At 73.1% G+C, this 20,925-nt stretch carries 14 protein-coding genes; 9 read left to right on the top strand and 5 right to left on the bottom strand.

Annotated features, from left to right (window positions below; all coding sequences use genetic code 11):
- The first annotated feature begins 22 nt into the window (after positions 1–22).
- From ABZY33_RS25300 to ABZY33_RS25285, 4 genes are all read left to right on the top strand, one after another.
- Positions 23–859, top strand: coding sequence for a pentapeptide repeat-containing protein (locus ABZY33_RS25300; RefSeq protein ID WP_356493955.1), 837 nt, complete (start codon positions 23–25; stop codon positions 857–859).
- Between the two features lie 127 nt (positions 860–986).
- Positions 987–3,227 carry a germacradienol/geosmin synthase Cyc2 gene (gene cyc2 / locus ABZY33_RS25295; protein ID WP_356493954.1) on the top strand — a complete coding sequence of 747 codons (2,241 nt, stop codon included), beginning with the start codon at positions 987–989 and terminating at the stop codon, positions 3,225–3,227.
- A 210-nt stretch (positions 3,228–3,437) separates the two neighbouring features.
- Positions 3,438–5,243 (top strand): O-aminophenol oxidase PhsA, encoded by a 1,806-nt coding sequence (gene phsA / locus ABZY33_RS25290; RefSeq protein WP_356493979.1) that lies wholly within the window; start codon positions 3,438–3,440, stop codon positions 5,241–5,243.
- 121 nt (positions 5,244–5,364) lie between these two features.
- The gene (locus ABZY33_RS25285) at positions 5,365–6,006 is read left to right on the top strand and encodes a PDZ domain-containing protein (protein WP_356493953.1); all 642 of its coding nucleotides are present in this window, start codon (positions 5,365–5,367) and stop codon (positions 6,004–6,006) included.
- 128 nt (positions 6,007–6,134) lie between these two features.
- Here the strand turns inward: ABZY33_RS25285 and ABZY33_RS25280 are convergent, their stop codons facing one another.
- On the bottom strand, positions 6,135–6,887 hold the full coding sequence (locus ABZY33_RS25280) for a phosphodiesterase (RefSeq protein WP_356493952.1): 753 nt from the start codon (positions 6,885–6,887) through the stop codon (positions 6,135–6,137).
- A 260-nt stretch (positions 6,888–7,147) separates the two neighbouring features.
- On the opposite strand from ABZY33_RS25280, the gene ABZY33_RS25275 reads away from it, so the two are divergent.
- The gene (locus tag ABZY33_RS25275) at positions 7,148–8,272 is read left to right on the top strand and encodes an aminopeptidase P family protein (protein WP_356493951.1); all 1,125 of its coding nucleotides are present in this window, start codon (positions 7,148–7,150) and stop codon (positions 8,270–8,272) included.
- Positions 8,273–8,802: 530 nt separating this feature from the next.
- On the opposite strand, the gene treZ is transcribed toward ABZY33_RS25275, so the two are convergent.
- On the bottom strand, positions 8,803–10,548 hold the full coding sequence (treZ, locus tag ABZY33_RS25270; protein ID WP_356493950.1) for a malto-oligosyltrehalose trehalohydrolase: 1,746 nt from the start codon (positions 10,546–10,548) through the stop codon (positions 8,803–8,805).
- A 182-nt stretch (positions 10,549–10,730) separates the two neighbouring features.
- On the opposite strand from treZ, the gene ABZY33_RS25265 reads away from it, so the two are divergent.
- A complete protein-coding gene (locus ABZY33_RS25265) occupies positions 10,731–11,282 on the top strand; it encodes a DUF1707 and FHA domain-containing protein (RefSeq protein ID WP_356493949.1) in 552 nt (183 codons plus the stop codon).
- Between the two features lie 19 nt (positions 11,283–11,301).
- Here ABZY33_RS25265 and ABZY33_RS25260 read toward each other — a convergent pair whose 3' ends face one another.
- Together ABZY33_RS25260 and treY are read right to left on the bottom strand one after the other, a co-directional pair.
- Entirely contained in the window at positions 11,302–12,543 is a 1,242-nt protein-coding gene (locus ABZY33_RS25260) for a M14 family zinc carboxypeptidase (RefSeq protein WP_356493948.1), read from the bottom strand.
- Positions 12,544–12,701: 158 nt separating this feature from the next.
- Positions 12,702–15,113 carry a malto-oligosyltrehalose synthase gene (treY, locus tag ABZY33_RS25255; protein WP_356493947.1) on the bottom strand — a complete coding sequence of 804 codons (2,412 nt, stop codon included), beginning with the start codon at positions 15,111–15,113 and terminating at the stop codon, positions 12,702–12,704.
- Positions 15,114–15,194: 81 nt separating this feature from the next.
- Between treY and ABZY33_RS25250 the strand changes: the two genes are divergently transcribed.
- Positions 15,195–16,460: an MFS transporter gene (locus tag ABZY33_RS25250; RefSeq protein ID WP_356493946.1), complete on the top strand. Its 1,266-nt coding sequence runs from the start codon at positions 15,195–15,197 to the stop codon at positions 16,458–16,460.
- Here ABZY33_RS25250 and glgX read toward each other — a convergent pair.
- Positions 16,435–18,552, bottom strand: a complete 2,118-nt coding sequence (gene glgX, locus ABZY33_RS25245; RefSeq protein WP_356493945.1) for a glycogen debranching protein GlgX — start codon at positions 18,550–18,552, stop codon at positions 16,435–16,437. The genes ABZY33_RS25250 and glgX overlap by 26 nt on opposite strands.
- 160 nt (positions 18,553–18,712) lie before the next feature.
- Between glgX and ABZY33_RS25240 the strand changes: the two genes are divergently transcribed.
- Together ABZY33_RS25240 and ABZY33_RS25235 are read left to right on the top strand one after the other, a co-directional pair.
- Entirely contained in the window at positions 18,713–19,504 is a 792-nt protein-coding gene (locus tag ABZY33_RS25240) for a Tat pathway signal sequence domain protein (protein WP_356493944.1), read from the top strand.
- 58 nt (positions 19,505–19,562) lie between these two features.
- Positions 19,563–20,891, top strand: a complete 1,329-nt coding sequence (locus tag ABZY33_RS25235; RefSeq protein WP_356493943.1) for a copper amine oxidase — start codon at positions 19,563–19,565, stop codon at positions 20,889–20,891.
- Positions 20,892–20,925 lie beyond the last annotated feature (34 nt).

Genomic DNA, 20,925 nt, shown 5'->3' with positions numbered 1-20,925 from the left:
GGCGATCGGCGACAATGGGGGCGTGACTGCGCCCGATGCCTCCCCCGCCGTGCCCGACCGCCCGGATCTGCGCGCCGACTGCGGCGACTGCTTCGGGCTGTGCTGCGTCGCGCTGCCGTTCGCCAAGTCGCAGGACTTCGCGCGGAACAAGAGCGCGGGCAGCCCCTGCCACAACCTCCAGGACGACTTCCGCTGCGGCATCCACACGAAGCTGCGCGACGAGGGCTACAAGGGCTGCACCGTCTTCGACTGCTTCGGCGCCGGCCAGAAGATCTCACAGGTCACCTTCGAGGGTGTCAGCTGGCGCGAGCGCCCCGGGACCGCGCGGGCGATGTACGAGGTCTTCCCCGCCATGCGGCAACTGCACGAACTGCTCTGGTACCTGACCGAGGTGCTCCGGCTGCCCGCGGCCGGGCCCGTGCACGCCGAGGCCCGGCGCGCGCTCGACGCCATCGAGCGACTCACCCGCGCGGACGCCGACGCCCTGCTCGGGGCCGACGTGCCCGCGATCCGCGCTGAGGTGAACACCCTGCTGCTGAAGGCGAGCGACCTGGTGCGCGCCAAGGTGCCCGGCCGCAAGAAGAACCACCGCGGCGCGGACCTGGTCGGCGCCCGGCTGCGCGCCGCCGACCTGCGCGGCGCCACCCTGCGCGGGGCGCTCCTCGTCGCCGCCGACCTGACCGGCGCCGACCTGCGCGCGGCCGACCTGATCGGGGCGGACCTGCGGGACGCGCGGCTCGCCGGCGCCGATCTCACCGGGGCCGTCTTCCTCACCCAGGCCCAGGTCAACGCGGCCCGCGGCGACGCGGCCACCAAGCTGCCGCCGGGGCTGACCCGGCCCGCGCACTGGGTGGCGTGACCCTCGCGCCCGGCGCGTGAGCAGGGTTTCGCCCCGCGCGGGGCCGGTTCCGTCGTCGTTCACGCGATGGGACGATCACGGGCCGCCCGGCGGATGACCGGGGAGCGGCACGGGTAGGTCCGCGCACATGACTGAGCAGTCCTCACACCCCTTCCAGCTGCCGCGCTTCTACATGCCGTACCAGGCGCGGCTCAACCCGCACCTCGACGAGGCGCGGGCCCACTCCGGCGAGTGGGCCCGCGCCATGGGCATGCTGGAGGGCAGCGGCGTCTGGGAGCAACGCGATCTCGACGCCCACGACTACGGACTGCTGTGCGCGTACACGCACCCCGACTGCGACGGCCCCGCCCTCTCCCTGGTCACCGACTGGTACGTCTGGGTCTTCTTCTTCGACGACCACTTCCTCGACATGTTCAAGCGCACGAACGACCGGGAGGCGGGCCGGGCCCACCTCGCGCGGCTGCCGCTGTTCATGCCCATGGACCTCGCCACCGCGGTCCCCGAGCCGGAGAACCCCGTCGAGGCGGGCCTCGCCGACCTGTGGCGGCGCACGGTGCCCGCGATGTCCGCCGACTGGCGCCGCCGCTTCGCCGAGGCCACCGAGCACCTCCTCAACGAGTCGATGTGGGAACTCTCCAACATCAACGAGGGACGCATCGCCAACCCCGTCGAGTACATCGAGATGCGCCGGAAGGTCGGCGGGGCGCCCTGGTCCGCGGGGCTCGTGGAGTACGCGACCGCCGAGGTCCCCGCCTCCGTCGCCCGGTCACGCCCGCTGCGCGTGCTGATGGAGACGTTCTCCGACGCCGTGCACCTGCGCAACGACCTCTTCTCCTACGAGCGCGAGGTCCAGGACGAGGGCGAACTCTCCAACGGCGTCCTGGTGCTGGAGACCTTCTTCGGCTGTACGACCCAGGAGGCGGCGGAGATCGTCAACTCCGTGCTCACCTCGCGGCTGCACCAGTTCGAGCACACCGCGTTCACCGAGGTGCCCGCGCTCGCCGTGGACGCGGGGCTGACGCCGGACGAGGTCGCGGCCGTCGCCGCGTACACGCGCGGGCTCCAGGACTGGCAGTCCGGCGGCCACGAGTGGCACCTGCGCTCCAGCCGGTACATGAACGAGGGGGCGGTCGAGGAGCGCTCACCGCTGCACGGCCCGACCGGCCCCGGCACCGCCTCCGCCGACGTGCGCGCCCTGCTCGACTCGGTGGGGGCGGAACGGCTGCGGGCCTACACGCACGTGCCGTTCCAGAAGACCGGGCCGTCCCTGCTGCCGGACTTCGCGCTCCCCTTCGAGCTGCGGCTGAATCCGGCGCTCGAGCGCGCGCGAGAGAACCTCGTGCCCTGGACGCAGCGGATGGGCATGCTCTCCGAAGGCGTCTGGGACGAGGACCGGCTCGCCGCGGCCGACCTGGCGCTCTGCTCCGCCGGACTCGACCCGGACGGTACGCCCGAGGCCCTCGACCTGAGCGCGCGATGGCTCGCCTGGGGCACGTACGGGGACGACTACTACCCGCTGGTCTTCGGGCACCGGCGCGACCTCGCCGCCGCCCGGCACTGCACCGCGCGCCTATCGGCCTGCATGCCCCTGGCGGACGAGACCGTCCCGCCCCCGGCCAACGCCATGGAGCGCGGCCTCATCGACCTGTGGGCGCGCACCACCGCGGGCATGTCGCGGCGTCAGCGGGCCGAGCTGCGCGCGTCGGTGGACGTCATGACGGAGAGCTGGGTGTGGGAGGTGCTGAACCAGCTCCAGAACCGCATCCCCGACCCCGTCGACTACCTGGAGATGCGGCGCGCCACCTTCGGCTCCGACCTGACCATGAGCCTGTGCCGGATGGGCCACGGCCCCGCCGTACCGCGCGAGGTGTACCGCTCGGGCCCCGTCCGGGCCCTGGAGAACGCGGCCATCGACTACGGCATGCTGATCAACGACGTGTTCTCGTACCAGAAGGAGATCGAGTACGAGGGGGAGATCCACAACGCGATCCTCGTCGTGCAGAACTTCTTCGGCATCGACTACCCGCGGGCACTGGGCATCGTGCACGACCTGATGACGCAGCGCCTGCGCCAGTTCGAGCACATCGTCGCGCACGAACTCCCGGTGCTCTACGAGGACTTCAAGCTCCGCAGCGAGGCCCGCGCCGTCCTGGACGGCTATGTCGAGGAGTTGCGGAACTGGCTGGCCGGCATCCTCAACTGGCACCGGAACGTGGACCGTTACCGCGCCGGTTATCTGGCGAGCCGCGCCCACGGCTTCGTACCGGACCGTATCCCCTCGGCCCCCGGCCCCCGGCCCGTCCCCGAACCCTCCGCGTCCGGAATGCGGCCTTCAGGCAACCTGTCCGGCGCGCTCGGCATCTCTTAGGGCAGACGGCCGGAGACCGGCTGCCCTCACGGGGACATGACGAGAACACACGGGGGTGTTCTTACCTTGACCGAGACCATCGAACACAACACGCAAGCAGCGGACGCACCAGATCCGTCGGACACGCCGGACACGGCGGGCGCGCCGCTCGCCTCGCTCGCGGCGGCGCGCGGCCGGGGCCGCAGCCGGACCACCGGGCCGGGGGAGCTGGTGCCGTACGTCGCGCCGCTGACCGTGCCGCCGGTGCTGCGGCCCGGCACCGACGACGTCCGCACGGAGACGGAGATCGCGCTGCGGCCCACGTGGCAGCGGCTGCACCCGCAGCTCCCGCCGACCCTGATGTGGGGCTACGACGGCTGCGTGCCGGGCCCGACCATCGAGGTGCGCCGCGGACAGCGGGTCCGGATCGCCTGGACGAACCGCATCCCGAAGGGCAGCGAGTACCCGGTGACGGCGGTGGAGGTGCCGGTCGCGGCACCGAACCCGAGCACGCGCCCGGGCCGCGACTCCGTGCCGCCCAGCGCGGACGTGGCCGCCCTGCCCGCCTGGACCGTGACCCACCTGCACGGCGCGCAGACCGGCGGCGGCAACGACGGCTGGGCGGACAACGCGGTGGGGAGCGGCGACGCCCAGCTCGCCGAGTACCCGAACGACCACCAGGCCGTCCAGTGGTGGTACCACGACCACGCCATGAATATCACCCGGTGGAACGTGCAGGCGGGGCTCTACGGCACGTACCTGATCCGCGACGACGAGGAGGACGCGCTCCAACTGCCCGGCGGCGAGCGCGAGATCCCGCTGCTCCTCGCCGACCGGAACCTGGACACCGACGCCGACGGCGCGCTCAACGGAAGGCTGCTGCACAAGACGGTCGTCGTCGACCCGAAGAACGCGGAGACCGGCAAGCCCGTGACGCTGCCGTTCACCGGCCCGTACACGACGGTCAACGGACGCATCTGGCCGTACGCCGAGGTCGATCCGGCCTGGCACCGCTTCCGCCTGGTCAACGCCTCGAACGCGCGCATCTTCGATCTGGTCCTGGTCGACGAGGACGGCCGCCCGGTGCCGGGCGTGCTCCACCAGATCGGCAGCGACGGCGGGCTCCTGCCGCGCCCCGTGCCGGTCGACTTCGACGCGGCGCTGCCGGCGCTCACCGTAGCCCCGGCCGAGCGGATGGACCTCCTCATCGACTTCGGGGCGCTCGCCGGACGGCGGGTGCGCCTGGTCAACAAGGGGCCGAACCAGGCGCCGGGCGTGCCGGACGTGCCGGGCAACGTGCCCTATCCGCACGTGCTGGAGTTCCGGGTGGGTGACGACTGCGTCGCCGACCCGTTCACGCTGCCCGCCGTGGTGTCCGGTTCCTTCCGGAAGCTGACGCACGACATCGGGCACGGGCACCGGCTGGTCGTGCTGACCTCGCCCGCGACCAAGGGCGGCGGCGGTCACCCGGAGATCTGGGAGATGGCGGAGGTCGAGGACCCCGCCACCGTCCAGCTCCCCGCCGAGGGCGTCATCCAAGTCGTCGACGACAAGGGCGCCTTGAAGACGTACCGGCGGATCGCCCGGACCTTCAACGACGGCCTCGGCTTCACCGTCGCCGAGGGCAGCTACGAGCAGTGGAGCTTCCTCAACCTCGCGGTGAACCCGCCCGTCGTGCACCCCATGCACATCCATCTGGCCGACTTCCAGATCCTCGGCCGCGACACGTACGACGCCGCCGGCTTCGACGTGACGGTGGGCGGCACGGTCGACCCGGTCAGGTACGACCCGGCCACGGTCGTCCCGCTGCCGCCGAACGAGCAGGGGTACAAGGACGTCTTCCGTGCCCTGCCCGGGCAGATGCTGCGCGTCATGGGCAGGTTCGACGGCGCGTACGGCCGGTTCATGTACCACTGCCACCTTCTCGAACACGAGGACATGGGCATGATGCGGCCGTTCGTCGTGCTGCCGGAAGAGGCCCTCAAGTTCGACCACGGGGCCGGGCACGGCGGCGGCCACGGGGGCCACGCGGCCTGACGGGCGACCGGGGGAGTCGGGTGGTCCGCCGTACTCTCACTCGTTCGTGGTTCGTCGCGGGGGAGCGGGGCGGGTAGGGCTGTGCCCGGTACCTGCACCGAGCGACCGGAGGCGGCGGGCGATGGAACAGACCGCGTTGCGAGCCAAACCCATGCCGGGCACGCCGGCTCCGCCGGAGCCCGGGGGCGCGACCGAAGCCGCCCCGCCGGGTCCGGCGGGGCGGCGGCCCGGCCGCGCCTCCCGGCCCGTGCGCCGTCCGCACGCCGCGCGGCGCCGCGGCAGGCGGCTGCTCGGCCTGGTGTCCGGGCTCGCCTGCGCGCTCGTCCTGGTCCTGGCCGGGGTGGGCCTCGGCACGGTCGGGGCCACCGTCATCGGCATGAGCAAGCTGGCCGAGCTGCGCCAGCAGACGGCGGCCGGAACCTCGCCGCAAGCTCCGTCCCGGCCCGCCGCGCCACCCGCCGTACGGCCCAGCGGCACGGCGGCACCGGCCGCCCTGCGGGGCAGTCTCGGGGTGGAGGTGGTCGACGCGCCCGGCGGCCCCGGTGCGCTCGTCGTCGCCGTGCACGTCCCCGGTCCCGGCTATGCGGCCGGACTCGTGCGCGGGGACGTCCTGCTGCGGCTGGGCGCGGAGCGGGTCGCGTCGGCGGGCGATCTGGCGACCCTGGTGGCCAAGGCCCGCCCGGGGCACCGTGTGCCCATGACGGTGCGTCACGCCGGCGGCACCCGGCAGCAGTTGTCGGCGCTGCCGGGTGTACTGACCTGAACTGGGACCCGGTTCGGACCGTACGGAGTCCATACCGTACGGAATTCATACCGTTCGGAGTTTCGGACCGTATGGAGTTCAGACTGTTCGGAGTTTCAGACCGTATGGAGTTCAGACCGTACGGAGTTTCAGACCGTACGGAAGTGCGTCGTCAGCCGTTGCTCGTCGTCCAGGATGTGGAAGGCGAGCCCCACCGGCGCCTCCCGGTCCGCGACCTGCTCGCCCTCCCAGGGCAGCCGCAGCGTCCACGTCACGCCGGGCCCCGAGATCAGCGGCCGCCCGGCGAAGGTCGTGGCGGCCGGCGTGTGCGCGTGGCCCGTGAGCACCGCCACCACCTCCGGCCGCCGCGCCAGCAGCCGGGCCAGCGCCTGGGGCCGGCCCAGCTGGTACCGGTCGGGCAGCGGGTGGTGCAGGGCCAGCGGCGGATGGTGGAAGGCGAGCAGTGCGGGGGTCTCACCACCGAGCGCGTCGAGCTGTTCCTCGATCCAGGCGTACGTCTCGTCGTCGAGCGCGCCCTTGTCCGCGCCGGGGATGCTGGAGTCGCACATCAGCACGGCCGCGCCGCCGACCCGGTGCGCCCGGTTGACCGGCCCCGCGGCGGCCGGCTCGCGGAGCAGGGCCGTGCGGTAGGGGAGCCGGCTGTCGTGGTTGCCGGGGCAGGTCAGGACGGGGAACGGCGTCGCCGGATCGTGCAGTCCGAGCAGCCCGGCCGCCTCCTCGTACTCCCGCTCGCTCCCGTGGTCCGCGATGTCGCCGGTGACCAGGAGCGCGTCCACCGGCCCGGGCAGCGCGCGCAGGTGGTCCATGACGCGCCGGGCGCGCTCGGTGGCACGGGGGGTCCCGTCCAGGTGCAGATCGCTGATCTGGGCCAGCACGAGCATGGGCAGTATGTCCTTCGGGAAGTGACCGGCCGGGGCGGGACCGGGCCCGCACGCGTGACGACGATCAAAGCACCGGCTGTAATGGTTCCGCAATGCCCGACCATTAAGAACGCGGACTCACGGCCGGGCGGGCGGCTGGGCAGGATGCTGCCGTAGACCTCCCCTCCCCCTTGTCCATACGATCACCCTTGTCCTTGTCCGTACGCGCTCGCCCGCCGCTCGGCCGACGCGATCCCGCCCCACGACCTGGAGGCCAGGCCATGACGACCGGCACCCCCGCGCCCTTCACCGCCGCCGACTACCGGGCCCGCATGGAACGGGCCGCCGGGTCCGCGGCCGACGCCGGGCTCGCCGGGGTGCTCGTGGCGCCAGGACCGGACCTGGTCTGGCTCACCGGGTACGCGCCGGTGGACACCGAGCGGCTCACCCTCCTGGTGCTCGCCGCGGACCAGGAGCCGACCCTCGTCGTGCCGACACTGGAGGCACCGGACGCCGCCGGGGCCGCGGGCGCCGCCGCGCTGACCCTGCGCGACTGGACCGACGGCAAGAACCCGTACGAGATCACCGCCCCGCTGCTCGACGCGCACGGCCGGTTCGGCGTCAGCGACAACGCCTGGGCCATGCATCTGCTCGGCCTCCAGCGCACCCTGCCCGCCACCTCGTACGTCTCCCTGACCGAGGCGCTGCCTATGCTGCGCGGCGTCAAGGACGCGGCCGAACTGGAGCGGCTCGCGGCCGCCGGCGCCGCCGCCGACGCCACGTACGAGGAGATCAAGAAGGTCGCCTTCGGCGGGCGCAAGGAGAGCGACATCGCCCGCGAACTCGCCGCGCTGCTGCGGCAGTTCGGGCACTCGCAGGTCGATTTCACGGTCGTCGGCTCCGGCCCGAACGGCGCCAACCCGCACCACGAGGCGGGCGAGCGCGTCATCCAGGACGGCGACATGGTCGTCCTGGACTTCGGCGGCCTCAAGCACGGCTACGGCTCCGACACCACCCGCACCGTGCACGTCGGCGAACCCACCGACGAGGAGCGCCGCGTCCACGCCGTCGTGCGCGAGGCCCAGAGCGCGGCCTGCGACGCCGTCCGGCCCGGGATCGCCTGCCAGGACGTCGACCGCGTCGCCCGCGCGGTCATCGACGACGCCGGGTACGGCCAGTACTTCATCCACCGCACCGGCCACGGCATCGGCGTCACCACGCACGAACCGCCGTACATGATCGAGGGCGAGGAGCAGCCGCTCGTGCCGGGCATGTGCTTCTCGGTGGAGCCCGGTATCTACCTGCCCGGCCGCTTCGGCGTCCGGATCGAGGACATCGTCACCGTCACCGAGGACGGCGGCCGGCGCCTCAACTCCACCGCGCGGGACCTGGCGATCGTGGGCTGAGCGACCATGCCGACCCGTCTGCCGGGTGCAGCCGTCTTGAGGGTGCGCCTCGCGTCGTGGCTGGTCGCGCAGTTCCCCGCGCCCCTGGGCCGTTGGTCGGCTGCGGGTGGTGGGGGTTCTCGCGCAGTTCCCCGCGCCCCTGAGATGCGCACTTCGTGCGCCATCTCACCGAAGCGCCCCCGCCAGGGGCGCGGGGAACGGCGCGCTCAGCCCCCACCGGGCCGCAGACAACCAACTACCTAGGGGCGCGGGGAACGGCGCGCTCAGCTCCCACCGGGCCGCAGACAACCAACTACCCAGGGGCGCGGGGAACTGCGCAACCAGTCCCCACCGGGCCGCAGACAACCAACGGCCCAGGGGCGCGGGGAACGGCGCGCTCAGCCCCCACCGGGCCGCAGACAACCAATTACCTAGGGGCGCGGGGAACTGCGCGACCAACCCCCACCGAGCCGCAGACGAGCAACCACCCAGGGGCGCGGGGAACTGCGCACCCCCCGCGCCCCGTGCAGCCGTACATATACAGAGGCCCCTCAAGGCGCAACAGCCACCACGCACGACTCACCCGGCACACTCAACACCCCGTCCGCCAGAGGCAACCGCACCGGCTCCCAAGCCACCAGCACCTGAGACACCGGCCGCCCCAGCGGAATGGACACCGGCCGGGGCGAGAGGTTCACCGCAACCCGCAGATCCCCCCGCCGGTAGGCGATCCAGCGGGCCTCCTCGTCGTAGGCCACCTTGACCGCCGCCAGATCCGCGTCCTGGAGGTCACTGCGGGCGTGCCGCAGGGCGATCAGCTCGCGGTACCAGGCCAGTACGCGCGCGTGGTCCCCCGTCTCGGCCTCCGCCCAGTCGAGACAGGACCGCTCGCGCGTGGCGGGGTCCTGCGGGTCGGGAATGTCCTGCTCGGACCAGCCGTGCGCCGCGAACTCCCGCCGCCTGCCCTTGCGGACGGCCTCGGCGAGCTCCGGATCGGTGTGGTCGGTGAAGTACTGCCACGGGGTGCTCGCCGCCCACTCCTCGCCCATGAAGAGCATCGGCGTGAACGGACTCGTCAGGACCAGCGTCGCCGCACACGCGAGCAGCCCCGGCGAGACGGTGGCGGCGAGCCGGTCGCCCTGCGCGCGGTTGCCGACCTGGTCGTGGGTCTGCGTATAGGCGAGCAGCCGGTGCGCGGGGGTGCGGGTCCGGTCAAGGGGCCGGCCGTGGTGGCGCCCCCGGAAGGACGAGTACGTGCCGTCGTGGAAGAAGCCGTGCATCAGCGTCTTGGCGACGGCGGCCATCGGTTCGCGGGCGAAGTCGGCGTAGTAGCCGCTGCTTTCACCGGAGACGGCCGCGTGCACGGCGTGGTGGACGTCGTCGTTCCACTGGGCCTGGAGGCCGAGACCGCCCTCGCCGCGGGGCGTGACGACGCGCGGGTCGCCCAGATCGGACTCGCCGATCAGGAAGAGCGGCCGGCCGAGGCGCTCAGCGAGCCCGTCCACGGCCGCCGACAGCTCCTCCAGGAAGGGCAGGGCGCGCCGGTCGTGCAGCTCGTGGATCGCGTCGAGGCGCAGCCCGTCGAGCCGGTAGTCGCGCAGCCAGGCCAGCGCGCTGCCCAGCAGATAGGCGCGCGTCTCGTCCGAGCCGGGTGCGTCCAGGTTCACGGCGCTGCCCCACGGCGTGTGGTGCGTGTCGGTGAAGTACGGGCCGAACGCGGGCAGGTAGTTGCCCGACGGGCCCAGGTGGTTGTGGACGACGTCGAGCACCACGCCGAGCCCGAGTCCGTGCGCCGCGTCGACAAAGCGCTTCAGCGCCTCGGGGCCGCCGTACGGCTCGTGCACGGCCCACAGGCTGACGCCGTCGTACCCCCAGCCGTGCCGGCCCGGGACGGGGCACAGCGGCATCAGCTCGACATGGGTGACCCCGAGAGTGGCCAGGTGGCCGAGGCGCTCGGCGGCCGCGTCGAGCGTGCCCTCCCGCGTGTACGTGCCCACGTGCAGCTCGTAGAGGACCGCTCCGGCCAGATCGCGGCCCGCCCACTCGTGCTGCCACGCGTACCGGTCGTGGTCGACGACCGCGCTGAGCCCGTCGGGCCCGTCCGGCTGGCGGAGCGAGCGGGGGTCGGGCAGGACCGGGCCGCCGTCGAGCGCGTACCCGTACCGCGCGCCGTCCTGCGCCTCGGCCTGCCCCGACCACCAGCCGTCGCGGTCCGGGTCGCGCCGCAACGCGCGCGTGGCGCCGTCGCAATGGAGCGTGACCTGCTCTGCCTGTGGTGCCCACACCTCGAATTGCACGGACGGTTCCCCCTCGTGGCCGGGTGTCTGCCGACAGTGACGACGCCTCCCATCCTGCGCCAGGAGTGATCGTTCCGCCGGGAAATCGCCACTACTGGGTCGGGATTTCGCGCGGCCCGTGACGTCGGTCCGGCCGGGCCGCTTTCTGGACACCCCGGCCGCGCTGCCCGACAATCACAAGGGTGACGTCCTCTTTTGAACACCACACGTACCCGGCGCGGCTGTCCGACGCCGAGCGGGACCGTGCGCTGAAGGTGCTCAGGGACGGCGCCGCGGTCGGACGGCTCTCGCACGACACGTTCGTGCGCCGCATGGAGCTGGCGTTCGCCGCCCGCAGCTCCGGCGAACTCGACGCGCTCACCGCCGATCTGCGCCACGAGAATCCGTGGTCGCGCGCGGTGCTCGGCGCCGTGGGCGCGGTCTCCGGTTTCACCGTGCGGCTGCGCAGGGCCTGGACCGTGGAGCGGCTGCCGAAGCTGCTGCTGCCCGCACAGGAGCGGCCCTACCCGCTGCGCATCGGCCGCGACCCGGCCAACGGGCTGCGGCTCAGCCACGACACGGTCTCCCGGGTGCACGCCGAGCTGAGCCGCCAGGGCGGCCTGTGGGTGCTGCGCGACCTGGGCTCCACCAACGGCACGTCCGTGAACGGCCGCAGGGTGATCGGCGTCGCCGTCGTGCGGGACGGCGACCAGGTCGCCTTCGGGCACATGGCGTTCCGGCTCTCCGCCGACTGACCGCGTCCCCCGGCCGGGGTCAGCCCCGGGCGTACCGGACCGCCGCGATCGTCGTACGGGCCTGGTGCTCGATCTGGTGGGCGACCGGCACCCAGCGCGCCCCGAACCGGTCCGCGTACACCTCGCACCAGCGGGTGACGAGCGCGTCCAGGGCGGGCGCCGCCGGGTCCCCGGCCTCCTCCAGGACCCGCAGCAGCATCGCCGCCGCGCGCAGCGGCAGGCGCCGCGCGAACGCGTCGATGCTGCCCACGTACGCCATCGTCGCGTCCGGGGGCGGCGGCCGCATCCAGTCGTCGGCGAGCCCCGGCACCAGGCTCAGCGCCCAGCGGGCCGCCCGCAGCAGCGGCCCCGTGGTGTCGGGCAGCCGGGGCAGCGTCTCGGCGAGGATCACCTCCACGAGACGGGTGTCCCCGCTCAGCCGCGCCGCGATGCGCCGCATGGCGTGCTCGGGGGCCGGATGCGGCGCCGGATCGTCGACCAGGTCGCTGGCCCACATCGGCACCTCCACGATGGCCGTGGAGCCGCCGTAGCGGTGCGCGTGGTGCCAGGTGGAGTGCCGGGCGTCGTCGGGCAGGCTGGGAAAGGCCGCCTGCACGTCCGGATCGGGCATCACATGGACGCCGGGCCCGGACGTCGGCCACCCGGCCGCGTCCGACGCGCCGGTCTCCACCGGTATGTGCAGTTCCGCGGCCGACTTGGCGAACGCCTCCGCGAGCCCCGGTATGTCCCGGGTCAACTGCACCCAGCTGCCGCCCAGTTCCGTGCCGTGCAGCGAGACCTGGAGGTAGGGCCGCAGGTCGTCGATGACGCCGGTCAGGGTCGTGGTCTCCGGCGGCAGCCGGTCGGGGGGCAGCACCGAAGGCGCCCACTCCGGCTGCTCGGGGCCCGCGGGGCGGAAGAAGTGCCGGTGGTAGTCGAGCAGCGTGCGCGGGGCGGGGGTGCGGTGCAGCGACGCGCCGTCCGGGTCCGCGCACAGCAGGAAGTGCCAGGAGCGGTCCGCCAGCAACCCCGGCTCCAGCAGAGCGCGTTCGGCGAGGTGGAGCACGGTCGAGCCGCCCGTCGGCTCATTGGAGTGCGCGCCCGCGACGACGAGGACGGCGCGCCGGTCGTGTCCGACGGACAGCAGGTGCAGGGGGCGCCCCCCACGCGACGTGCCGACCTGGCGTAGCCGGCACAGGTCAGGACGGTGAGTCGCCAGCTCCCGCGCCGCCTGGGCCTGTTCGGCCGAGGTGGGGTAGCGCTGCTCCGTCAGATGACTCACCCCCGTTGGTGCTCCTGGCGTCAGCACCCGCAGTACCCCACGCCCGGCGGCACCTGTCAAGAAGGCCCGTAGCGTGCCGCGCCGCCGGTGCGGACCGCGCTCCGCGCGCGCGGGGCGAGCCGGTCCGGTGACCGGCCCCGGCCCGCCCCGCCAGGCGTTCAGCCGGCCGTCCGGAGCCCTTCCCGCCCGTCCGCGCCGCCGTCCGCGCCGGGGGAGTCCGTGCGGACCAGCAGCGCCACCGGCAGCTCGCCGAAGAGGTCCGCCACGCGCGCGTCGCCGCTGAACCGCTGCCCCGGGCCGAGGACATCGGTCCACTCGCCCGCGGGCAGCCCGAGCGTCGTCCCCCGCCACCCGCCCGCCTCGTCCAGCCGTAGCGACAGCCGGGTCGCCGCCGCGACCACCCGGCCCGAGCGCGCGTACGCCACACAGTGCTCCCGGGCCGCACCCGTGGCGGCCAGCGGTTCGTAGGTCGCCCCGCCGCCGAACCACTCCGGGTGCTCCCGCCGCAGCCCCAGGGCCGCCCGGGTGAGCGCCGCCTTCTCCTCGGAGAGCGGGCCGCGCTCGCGCGCGTCGAAGCGGGCGGGAGCGCGGTTGTCCGGGTCCACCAAGGCGCGGTACTCGTGCTCGGTCCCCTGGTAGAGGTCCGGCACGCCCGGCATGGTCAGGTGGACCAGCGCGGCACCGAGGATGTTCGCCCGTACGTGAACGGCGAGGTCCGTCATGAAGCGCAGCACCTCGTCGCCGGGCGGGCCGCACGGACCGGACGCCACGAAGGCCCGCACCGCGTCCTCGTAGGCGGCGTCCTGCTCCGTCCATGTGGTGAAGAGGCCCGCCTCGCGCGCGTGCTTGAGCAGTGCTCCCTGAAGCCGCTCCGGCTCCGCCGGGCCGAGTCCGGCCACGGTCTGCCAGGCCGCCCACGCCAGCTGCGGACCGGGAGCACCCGTACCGTCGTGCGCCGTCCGCTCCCGCACCCGGGACAGCAGCTCCTCCCACCGGCCGGGGCACTGCGTGAGGACCGAGACACCCGCCCGGACGTCCGCGCTGCGCTTGGTGTCGTGCGTCGACAGCACGGTCGACGTGGCCGGCCAGTCGCGCTGCATCCGTGCGCAGTACGCGTGGAACGACTCGGCGGAGACCGCCGGGTCGTGCGGGCAGCCGCCCACCTCCAGGGCCGACAGGAGCGGCGTGTACCGGTAGAACGCCTTGTCCTCGACGGACTTGGCCCGCAGTGCCGACGCGGTCTGCGCGAACCGCGCCCGGAACGCCGCGTACCGGGGCCCGTCACCGCGCCGGCCGAGCGCCAGGTCCCGTACGGCGTCGACGGCGCGGGCCTCCTCGGCCACCGTGAACGCGGCTTTCGCGGCGGCGGCGGCGGAAGCGGTCAGGACCGTCTCCGGATCGGCGCCCCCGCTCACGTACGGCCGGTACACCGGGACGCGCACCAGCAGCTCGCACAGCGCCGTGCGCAGCGCCCAGGGGGCGTGGTCGCGCAGCTCCGGCTCCCGGGCGCACAGCGCGGCCGCCTCCCGGGTCAGCCGCTCCACCTCGGTGGCCAGCTCGTGGCCGACGACCCGGTGGGCGGCGCGGCGGGCGGTCGGCGCCCACGCGCCGCCCAGGTCGGCGCCGACGTCCGTGAACCGCCGGAAGTGGCCGAGGAGTTCGTCGGCCCCGGCCGGGTCGGTGAACAGGCCGTCGATGTGGCGCAGGGCGTCGTACCCGGTGGTGCCGGCCACCGGCCAGGCGGCGGGCAGGTGCTCGCCGTCCTCCAGGATCTTCTCGACGACGGTCCACCGGCCGCCCGTCGCCTCGTGCAGCCGCCGCAGGTAGGCGCCCGGATCGGCGAGCCCGTCCGGGTGGTCGATCCGCAGGCCGTCGACGACGCCCTCCCGCAGCAGGCGCAGCACGGTGGCGTGGGTGGCGGCGAAGACCTCGGGGTCCTCCACGCGGACCCCGATCAGGTCGGAGATGGTGAAGAAGCGGCGGTAGTTCAGCTCCGTCCTGGCCAGCCGCCACCAGGCCAGGCGGTACCACTGGGCGTCCAGCAACTGGGGGAGCGGCAGTCCGGCGGTGCCCTCGCGCAGCGGGAACGTGTGGTCGTAGTAGCGCAGTACCTCCCCCTCCACCTTCAGGTGGGGCAGTTCGTCACCGAGGGGCCCGCCCAGGAGGGGCAGCAGCACCCGGCCGTCCTGCGCGTCCCAGTCGATGTCGAACCAGCGCGCATACGGGGACGAGGGTCCCTCGCGCAGCACTTCGTAGAGCGGTCGGTTGTGGCGGACGGACGCGGCCATGTGGTTGGGCACGATGTCCACGACGAGGCCGAGGCCGTGCTCGCGCGCCGTACGGGCGAGCGCCCGCAGCCCGTCCTCGCCGCCGAGTTCGTCGCGCACGCGCGCGCAGTCCACCACGTCGTAGCCGTGCGTCGAGCCGGGCACGGCCTCCAGGACCGGCGACAGATGCAGGTGGGAGACCCCCAGGGAGGCCAGGTACGGGACGGCGGCCGCGGCCTGGGCGAAGCCGAGATCGGGCTGCAGCTGGAGCCGGTAGGTGGCCGTCGGGGCAAGAGGCGTCATGCGAATCTACTTACCCCCACCGCCGCCTTTCGTGCGTTCACCGCATGCGGGCGGCGCGCCGCGCGTCGCTAGCGTCGCACGATGACCAGCTCAGCCACCACGAAGGCGCCCAGCACCCTCGACACGTACCGCCAGGTGATTGCCGTGACCGGCCGGCTCCTGCCGGTCGTCTCCTTCCTGGGGAGGCTGCCGGTCGCGGTGATCCAGTTCGGCAGCGTCCTGCTGGTGACCCGGACCAGCGGCTCGCTCGCCACCGGCGGCACCGTCGCCTGCGCCCTCGCGCTCGGCCAGGTCGCCATGGGGCCGTGCGTGGGACGCCTCGCCGACCGGCGCGGCCAGCGCCCGGTCGTCCTTGCCTTCGCGCTGCTCAACGCGGCCGCCATCGCCGTCTACACGCTGGGCGCGCTGTACGGACTGCCCACGCCCTTGCTGGCCGCGCTCGGCGTCCTGGCGGGCGCCACCGTCCCCGGCGTCGGGCCGCTGGCCCGCGCCCGCGGGGTCGCTCTGGTGCGCCGCGCGGAAGCCGGCCACGGCGCCGGCGAACGGGTGGTGAACGCCGTCCTGTCGCTGGAGTCGACCATGGACGAACTCTCCTTCGTGCTCGGTCCCGCCCTCATCGGCCTCGCCTCCGTAGTGGCCCATCCGGCCTACGCGTTCGGGGCGGCCGCCCTCCTGGTCGCGGTCTGCGGCACCGGATTCGCGCTGCACCCCACGGCGGCGGCCGTCCCGCGGGCCGCGGCCGGTGCCCGCCCCCGCGCGCGGAGCGAGCGGGCCCCGATGCCGCGCCAGGTGCGCCTCGTACGCGTCGGCCTCGTCCTGCTCGGCGTCCTGCTGGGCGGCTGCGGCGCCGGCATCACCGCGCTCACCCAGGAGCTGGGCCACGAGGACCAGGCGGGCCTCGTCTACGCCGCCATGGGCGTCATGAGCGCCGCCGTCGGCCTGGCGACGGCGGCGGTGCCGGAACGCTTTACGCTGCCCGCCCGCTGGCGCGTCGCCACCGCCGCCGCCGCGCTGCTCTCCCTCCCGCTGACCGTCACCCACACCATGCCGCTGCTCTACGGCGTCGTGACCGTGTTCGGCGCCCTGTTCGCGCCGAACCTGATCACCGGTTTCGGCCTCACCGAGCGTGCCGTGCCGCGCGAACGGCTCGCCGAGGGCATGTCGGCCGCGGCGAGCGCGTTCGTCGGCGGGCAGGCGGTCACCCTCGCCGTGGCGGGGCGGCTCGCCGAGGCCCACGGGCCCGCCACCGCGTTCGCGGTGGGCAGCGCGGCGGCGGCCCTGGCCTTCCTGGTCGCGCTGCGCGTACGGGCCCCGCAGGGGGCTACGCGGGCCGTCGCAGCACCGTGAGGCTCCGGCCGATCAGCGGCAGCCGGTCGCCCGCCTGCACCTTCTGCGTGTCGCCCGAGGGCAGCCCGGTCGGCAGCGCGGTGTCGACGACCGGCTCCCACTGCCGGCCGTGATCGACCGGCACCACGAACTCCAGCTCGTCCGGGGAGGCGTTGAACAGCAGCAGGAACGAGTCGTCCATGATGCGCTCGCCGCGCGGGCCCGGCTCGGAGATGGCGTTGCCGTTCAGGAACACCGACAGAGCGCCGGCCTGCGCCTCGCCCCAGTCGTGCTGCGTCATCTCCTCGCCCTCCGGAGTGAACCAGGCGATGTCCGTCAGCTCGTGGTGCGTGCCCTCCACGGGGCGGCCGTGGAAGAAGCGGCGCCTGCGGAAGACGGGGTGGTCACGGCGGAGCCGCACCATCGCGCGGGTGAACTCCAGGAACGGCTCGGGCGCCTCGTCCGGGTCCGCCCAGCGCAACCACGCCACCTCGTTGTCCTGGCAGTAGGCGTTGTTGTTGCCGCCCTGGGTGCGGGCGAACTCGTCGCCGTGGCTGAGCATCGGCACGCCCTGCGACAGCATCAGCGTGGCGACGAAGTTGCGCATCTGGCGCGCCCGCAGGGCGAGCACCTCGGGATCGTCCGTGTCGCCCTCGGCGCCGCAGTTCCACGACCGGTTGTGGCTCTCGCCGTCTCGGTTCTCCTCCCCGTTGGCGTCGTTGTGCTTGTCGTTGTACGCGACCAGGTCGTGCAGGGTGAAGCCGTCGTGGCAGGTCACGAAGTTTATGGAGGCGAGCGGCCGGCGGCCGTCGTCCTGGTAGAGGTCGGAGGACCCGGTGAGCCGGCCCGCGAACTCGGCGAGGGTACGCGGCTCCCCGCGCCACAGGTCCCGTACGGTGTCGCGGTACTTGCCGTTCCACTCGGTCCACAGCGGCGGGAAGTTCCCCACCTGGTAGCCGCCCTCGCCGACGTCCCACGGCTCCGCGATCAGCTTCACCCGGGAGACCACCGGGTCCTGCTGCACCAGGTCGAAGAAGGACGACAGCCGGTCCACCTCGTGGAACTGGCGCGCCAGCGTGGCGGCCAGGTCGAAACGGAACCCGTCGACGTGCATCTCCTCCACCCAGTAGCGGAGCGAGTCCATGATCATCTGGAGGACGTGCGGGGACCGCATGAGCAGCGAGTTCCCGGTCCCCGTGGTGTCCATGTAGTAGCGCGGATCCTCGGTCAGCCGGTAGTACGAGGCGTTGTCGAGGCCCTTGTAGGAGAGTGTCGGGCCCAGGTGGTTGCCCTCCGCCGTGTGGTTGTAGACGACGTCGAGGATGACCTCGATGCCCGCCTGGTGCAGCGCCCGCACCGCCGACTTGAACTCCAGGACCTGCTCGCCCCGGTCGCCCCAGGACGCATACGTGTTGTGCGGGGCGAAGAAGCCGATCGTGTTGTAGCCCCAGTAGTTGTTGAGGCCCATCTCGACCAGCCGGTGGTCGTTGACGAACTGGTGGACCGGCATCAGCTCCAGCGCCGTGACCCCCAGTTCGGTCAGGTGCTCGATGATCGCCGGGTGCGCCAGCGCCGCATACGTGCCGCGCAGCTCCTCCGGCAGCGCCGGGTGGCGCATCGTCAGGCCCTTGACGTGCGCCTCGTAGAGCACCGTCTCGTGGTACTCCGTACGCGGCGGGCGGTCGTCGCCCCAGTCGAAGTACGGGTTGACCACGACCGAGGCCATCATGTGCGGCGCCGAGTCGAGGTCGTTGCGCTCGTCCGGCGACCCGAACGGGTAGCCGTACACCGCCTCGGTCCAGTCGATACGCCCGCTGATGGCGCGCGCGTAGGGATCGAGGAGCAGCTTCGCCGAGTTGCAGCGCAGCCCGCGCGCGGGTTCGTAGGGGCCGTGCGCACGGTAGCCGTACCGCTGCCCGGGCATGATGCCCGGGAGGTAGGCATGCCGGACGAACGCGTCCGACTCCCGCAGCTCGACCGCGGTCTCCGAGCCGTCGTCGTGCAAAAGACACAACTCGATACGGTCCGCGGCTTCCGAGAAGACCGCGAAGTTCGTTCCGGCACCGTCGTACGTGGCGCCGAGTGGATACGCCTGTCCAGGCCACACCTGCATGCTGACGACTCTTCCACTTCCGGCCCGGTGCTCCGGGCGACACGGTTGAGTCTCTCCCCGAAAGTGACGGAACCACCCACGAGTTGGACCCCTCTTACAGGACGACCACGTAAATCCGGCATGCCCGCGCGTGGGACTGCCGGGGAAGCAGGGGGAAGATGTGCGAGAGCTAGCAAGACGCCATCTCGGGAAGCTGGTGGCCACGGTGGCCCTCGCGGTCACCGGGGCCGCCGTCGCGGTGGGCGCGAGCCTGCCGGACGGCGCAGGGGGCGCGGGGGACGCGGCCAGGGCGGGAGCGGCGCAGCAGGACGCGGTGGCGCCCGCGGGGAAGGTCGAGGCGGCGCCCGCGGAGGGCGCCACGGGCATCGGCCGTGACCCGCTGACCGAGGCCGAGACGGAGCGGGCCGAGCAGCTGGCCGTCGCGAACAGCGCTCTGCGCAGGGATGCCAGGGACGTGGCGGGCGACCGCGGCCCGCAGCACCTGTCGACGAACCTGACGGAGATCGACCCGCGCCTGACCGGCGCGGCAGCGGCGCAGCGCCGCGCGGACGTCGTCTCCTACGACTACAAGAGCGACGCCGTCATCACCAAGACGGTCAACCTGGCCACCGGCAAGGTGGAGGAGACCCGGACCGACCGGGGTGTGCAGCCACCACCCAGCCAGGACGAACTGGCGCAGGCGGCCCAGCTCTTGATAGCCGACCACCTCGGCGCGGGGCTGCGCGCCGACTACCGGGACGCCACCGGCAAGGCGCTCACCGGCGTCGGACAGCTGGAGCTGAGCGGCATGGTGTTCCGCAAGGAGACCGTGACGAAGGTCCCCGCCGGGCTCACCGCCTGCGGGGACCACCGCTGCCTGCGCGTCATCGCCAAGGTCCGCAGCGGCCCCTGGATCGACACCCGCGCCCTCGTGGTCGACCTCAGCGACCGCACCGTGGGCCGCCTCGCCTGACCGGCGCCGCGCACTCCACTCCGCCACGTACTCCTTCTGCACAAGGGAGCCCTTCCGTATGCACGTCAACAGAGCCCGGCGCGCCCGCACCCGGCCCGCCGCCGCCCTCTCGGGCCTCGCGGTCACCGCGCTGCTCGGCACCGTCCTCGCCACCGCCCCTTCCGCCACGGCCGCTCCCACGGCCCCCGACCGGGCGCCGGCCGCCGCCGCACCCGCCTGTTCCGCCGCGTACCAGATCGAGCAGACCCTCGACGGCGGTACCACCTGGCGCATGTGCTGGCACTACAACACCCTCTCCGGTCTCGTCCTGGACGACGTGAGCTACCAGCCGAAGAGCGAGCCCAAGCCGATCCGTGTCCTCACCAGTGCCCGCCTCGCGCAGGTCCATGTCCCCTACGACGACGGGGAGGCCGAGTACGACGACATCACGGGCACCGACTTCGGTCAGGCACTGCAGAACCTGCGCCCGGCGGAGTGCCCGGGCGGCACCATCAAGACCGTCAAGGTCCCCGACCGCGGCAACGTGCAGGGGCTGTGCGCCACCACGCGTGCGCGCGGGCACGCGTACCGCCTGAACGACGACGCCTCGACCGGCGGCAGCGGCAAGCTGTACAGCGCCCAGGGCAAGGACCTGCTGGTCTACACCGTCAACAAGGCGTCCTGGTACGAGTACATCACCGAGTGGCGCTTCTCCTCCGACGGCACCATCACCTCGAACGTCGGCGCCACCGGCAGCCTCTCGCCGTACGACTACGACGGCACCGACGGCCGCGGCTGGCCCATCGGCAAGGGAGCGAGCGCCTACGCCGAGAGCCACAGCCACAACGTCTTCTGGCGGCTCGACTTCGGCCTCGACGGCTCGAACAAGAGCAAGGTCGAGCAGTACGACTCCAAGGTGACCGCGCCCCGCGGGAACGGCGTGCCCACCACCAAGACCACCCGGATCCCCGTCACCAAGGAGCTCGCCGGGGACGTCAAGAACCTGCGCTGGTGGCGCGTGCTCTCCACCGCCGGCAAGAACAAGGACGGCCACCCCCGCTCCTACGAGTTCGTGCCCGGCCGCTCGACCACGTTCCCCGGCCGCTCCTTCACCAAGCACGACGTGTACTTCACCGAGTACAAGAAGTGCGAGCAGTACGCGAGCAACAACCCGGCCGCGAACTGCGGCGGGACCAGCGTGGACAAGTGGGTCGGCGGCCAGACGCTGAAGCACCCGATCACCTGGGTCAACGTGGGGTTCCACCACATCGCCCGGGACGAGGACCAGCAGCCCATGCCGGTCCACTGGCAGGGCTTCTCGCTGGCCCCCAGGGACGTGACCGCTATGAGCCCGCTCACTCCCGCCGACCTGGCGGACCAGAACGGGGTTCCCAGAAACGGCAGTTGAGAAACTCTCCGTCCCATCGGGCTGCACCGCCCGC

Source organism: Streptomyces sp. NPDC006552 (assembly GCF_040611655.1).
Classification (GTDB): Bacteria; Actinomycetota; Actinomycetes; order Streptomycetales; family Streptomycetaceae; genus Streptomyces.
This window is presented reverse-complemented; position numbering and strand designations above follow the sequence as displayed.

What these genes read in the sequence shown, in the direction of transcription:
- cyc2 (WP_356493954.1), top strand. Translation starts at nt 987, where the DNA reads ATGACTGAGCAGTCCTCACACCCCTTCCAGCTGCCGCGCTTCTACATG.
- ABZY33_RS25285 (WP_356493953.1), top strand. Translation starts at nt 5,365, where the DNA reads ATGGAACAGACCGCGTTGCGAGCCAAACCCATGCCGGGCACGCCGGCT.
- ABZY33_RS25280 (WP_356493952.1), bottom strand. Translation starts at nt 6,887, where the DNA reads ATGCTCGTGCTGGCCCAGATCAGCGATCTGCACCTGGACGGGACCCCC.
- ABZY33_RS25275 (WP_356493951.1), top strand. Translation starts at nt 7,148, where the DNA reads ATGACGACCGGCACCCCCGCGCCCTTCACCGCCGCCGACTACCGGGCC.
- treY (WP_356493947.1), bottom strand. Translation starts at nt 15,113, where the DNA reads ATGACGCCTCTTGCCCCGACGGCCACCTACCGGCTCCAGCTGCAGCCC.
- ABZY33_RS25250 (WP_356493946.1), top strand. Translation starts at nt 15,195, where the DNA reads ATGACCAGCTCAGCCACCACGAAGGCGCCCAGCACCCTCGACACGTAC.
- glgX (WP_356493945.1), bottom strand. Translation starts at nt 18,552, where the DNA reads ATGCAGGTGTGGCCTGGACAGGCGTATCCACTCGGCGCCACGTACGAC.
- ABZY33_RS25235 (WP_356493943.1), top strand. Translation starts at nt 19,563, where the DNA reads ATGCACGTCAACAGAGCCCGGCGCGCCCGCACCCGGCCCGCCGCCGCC.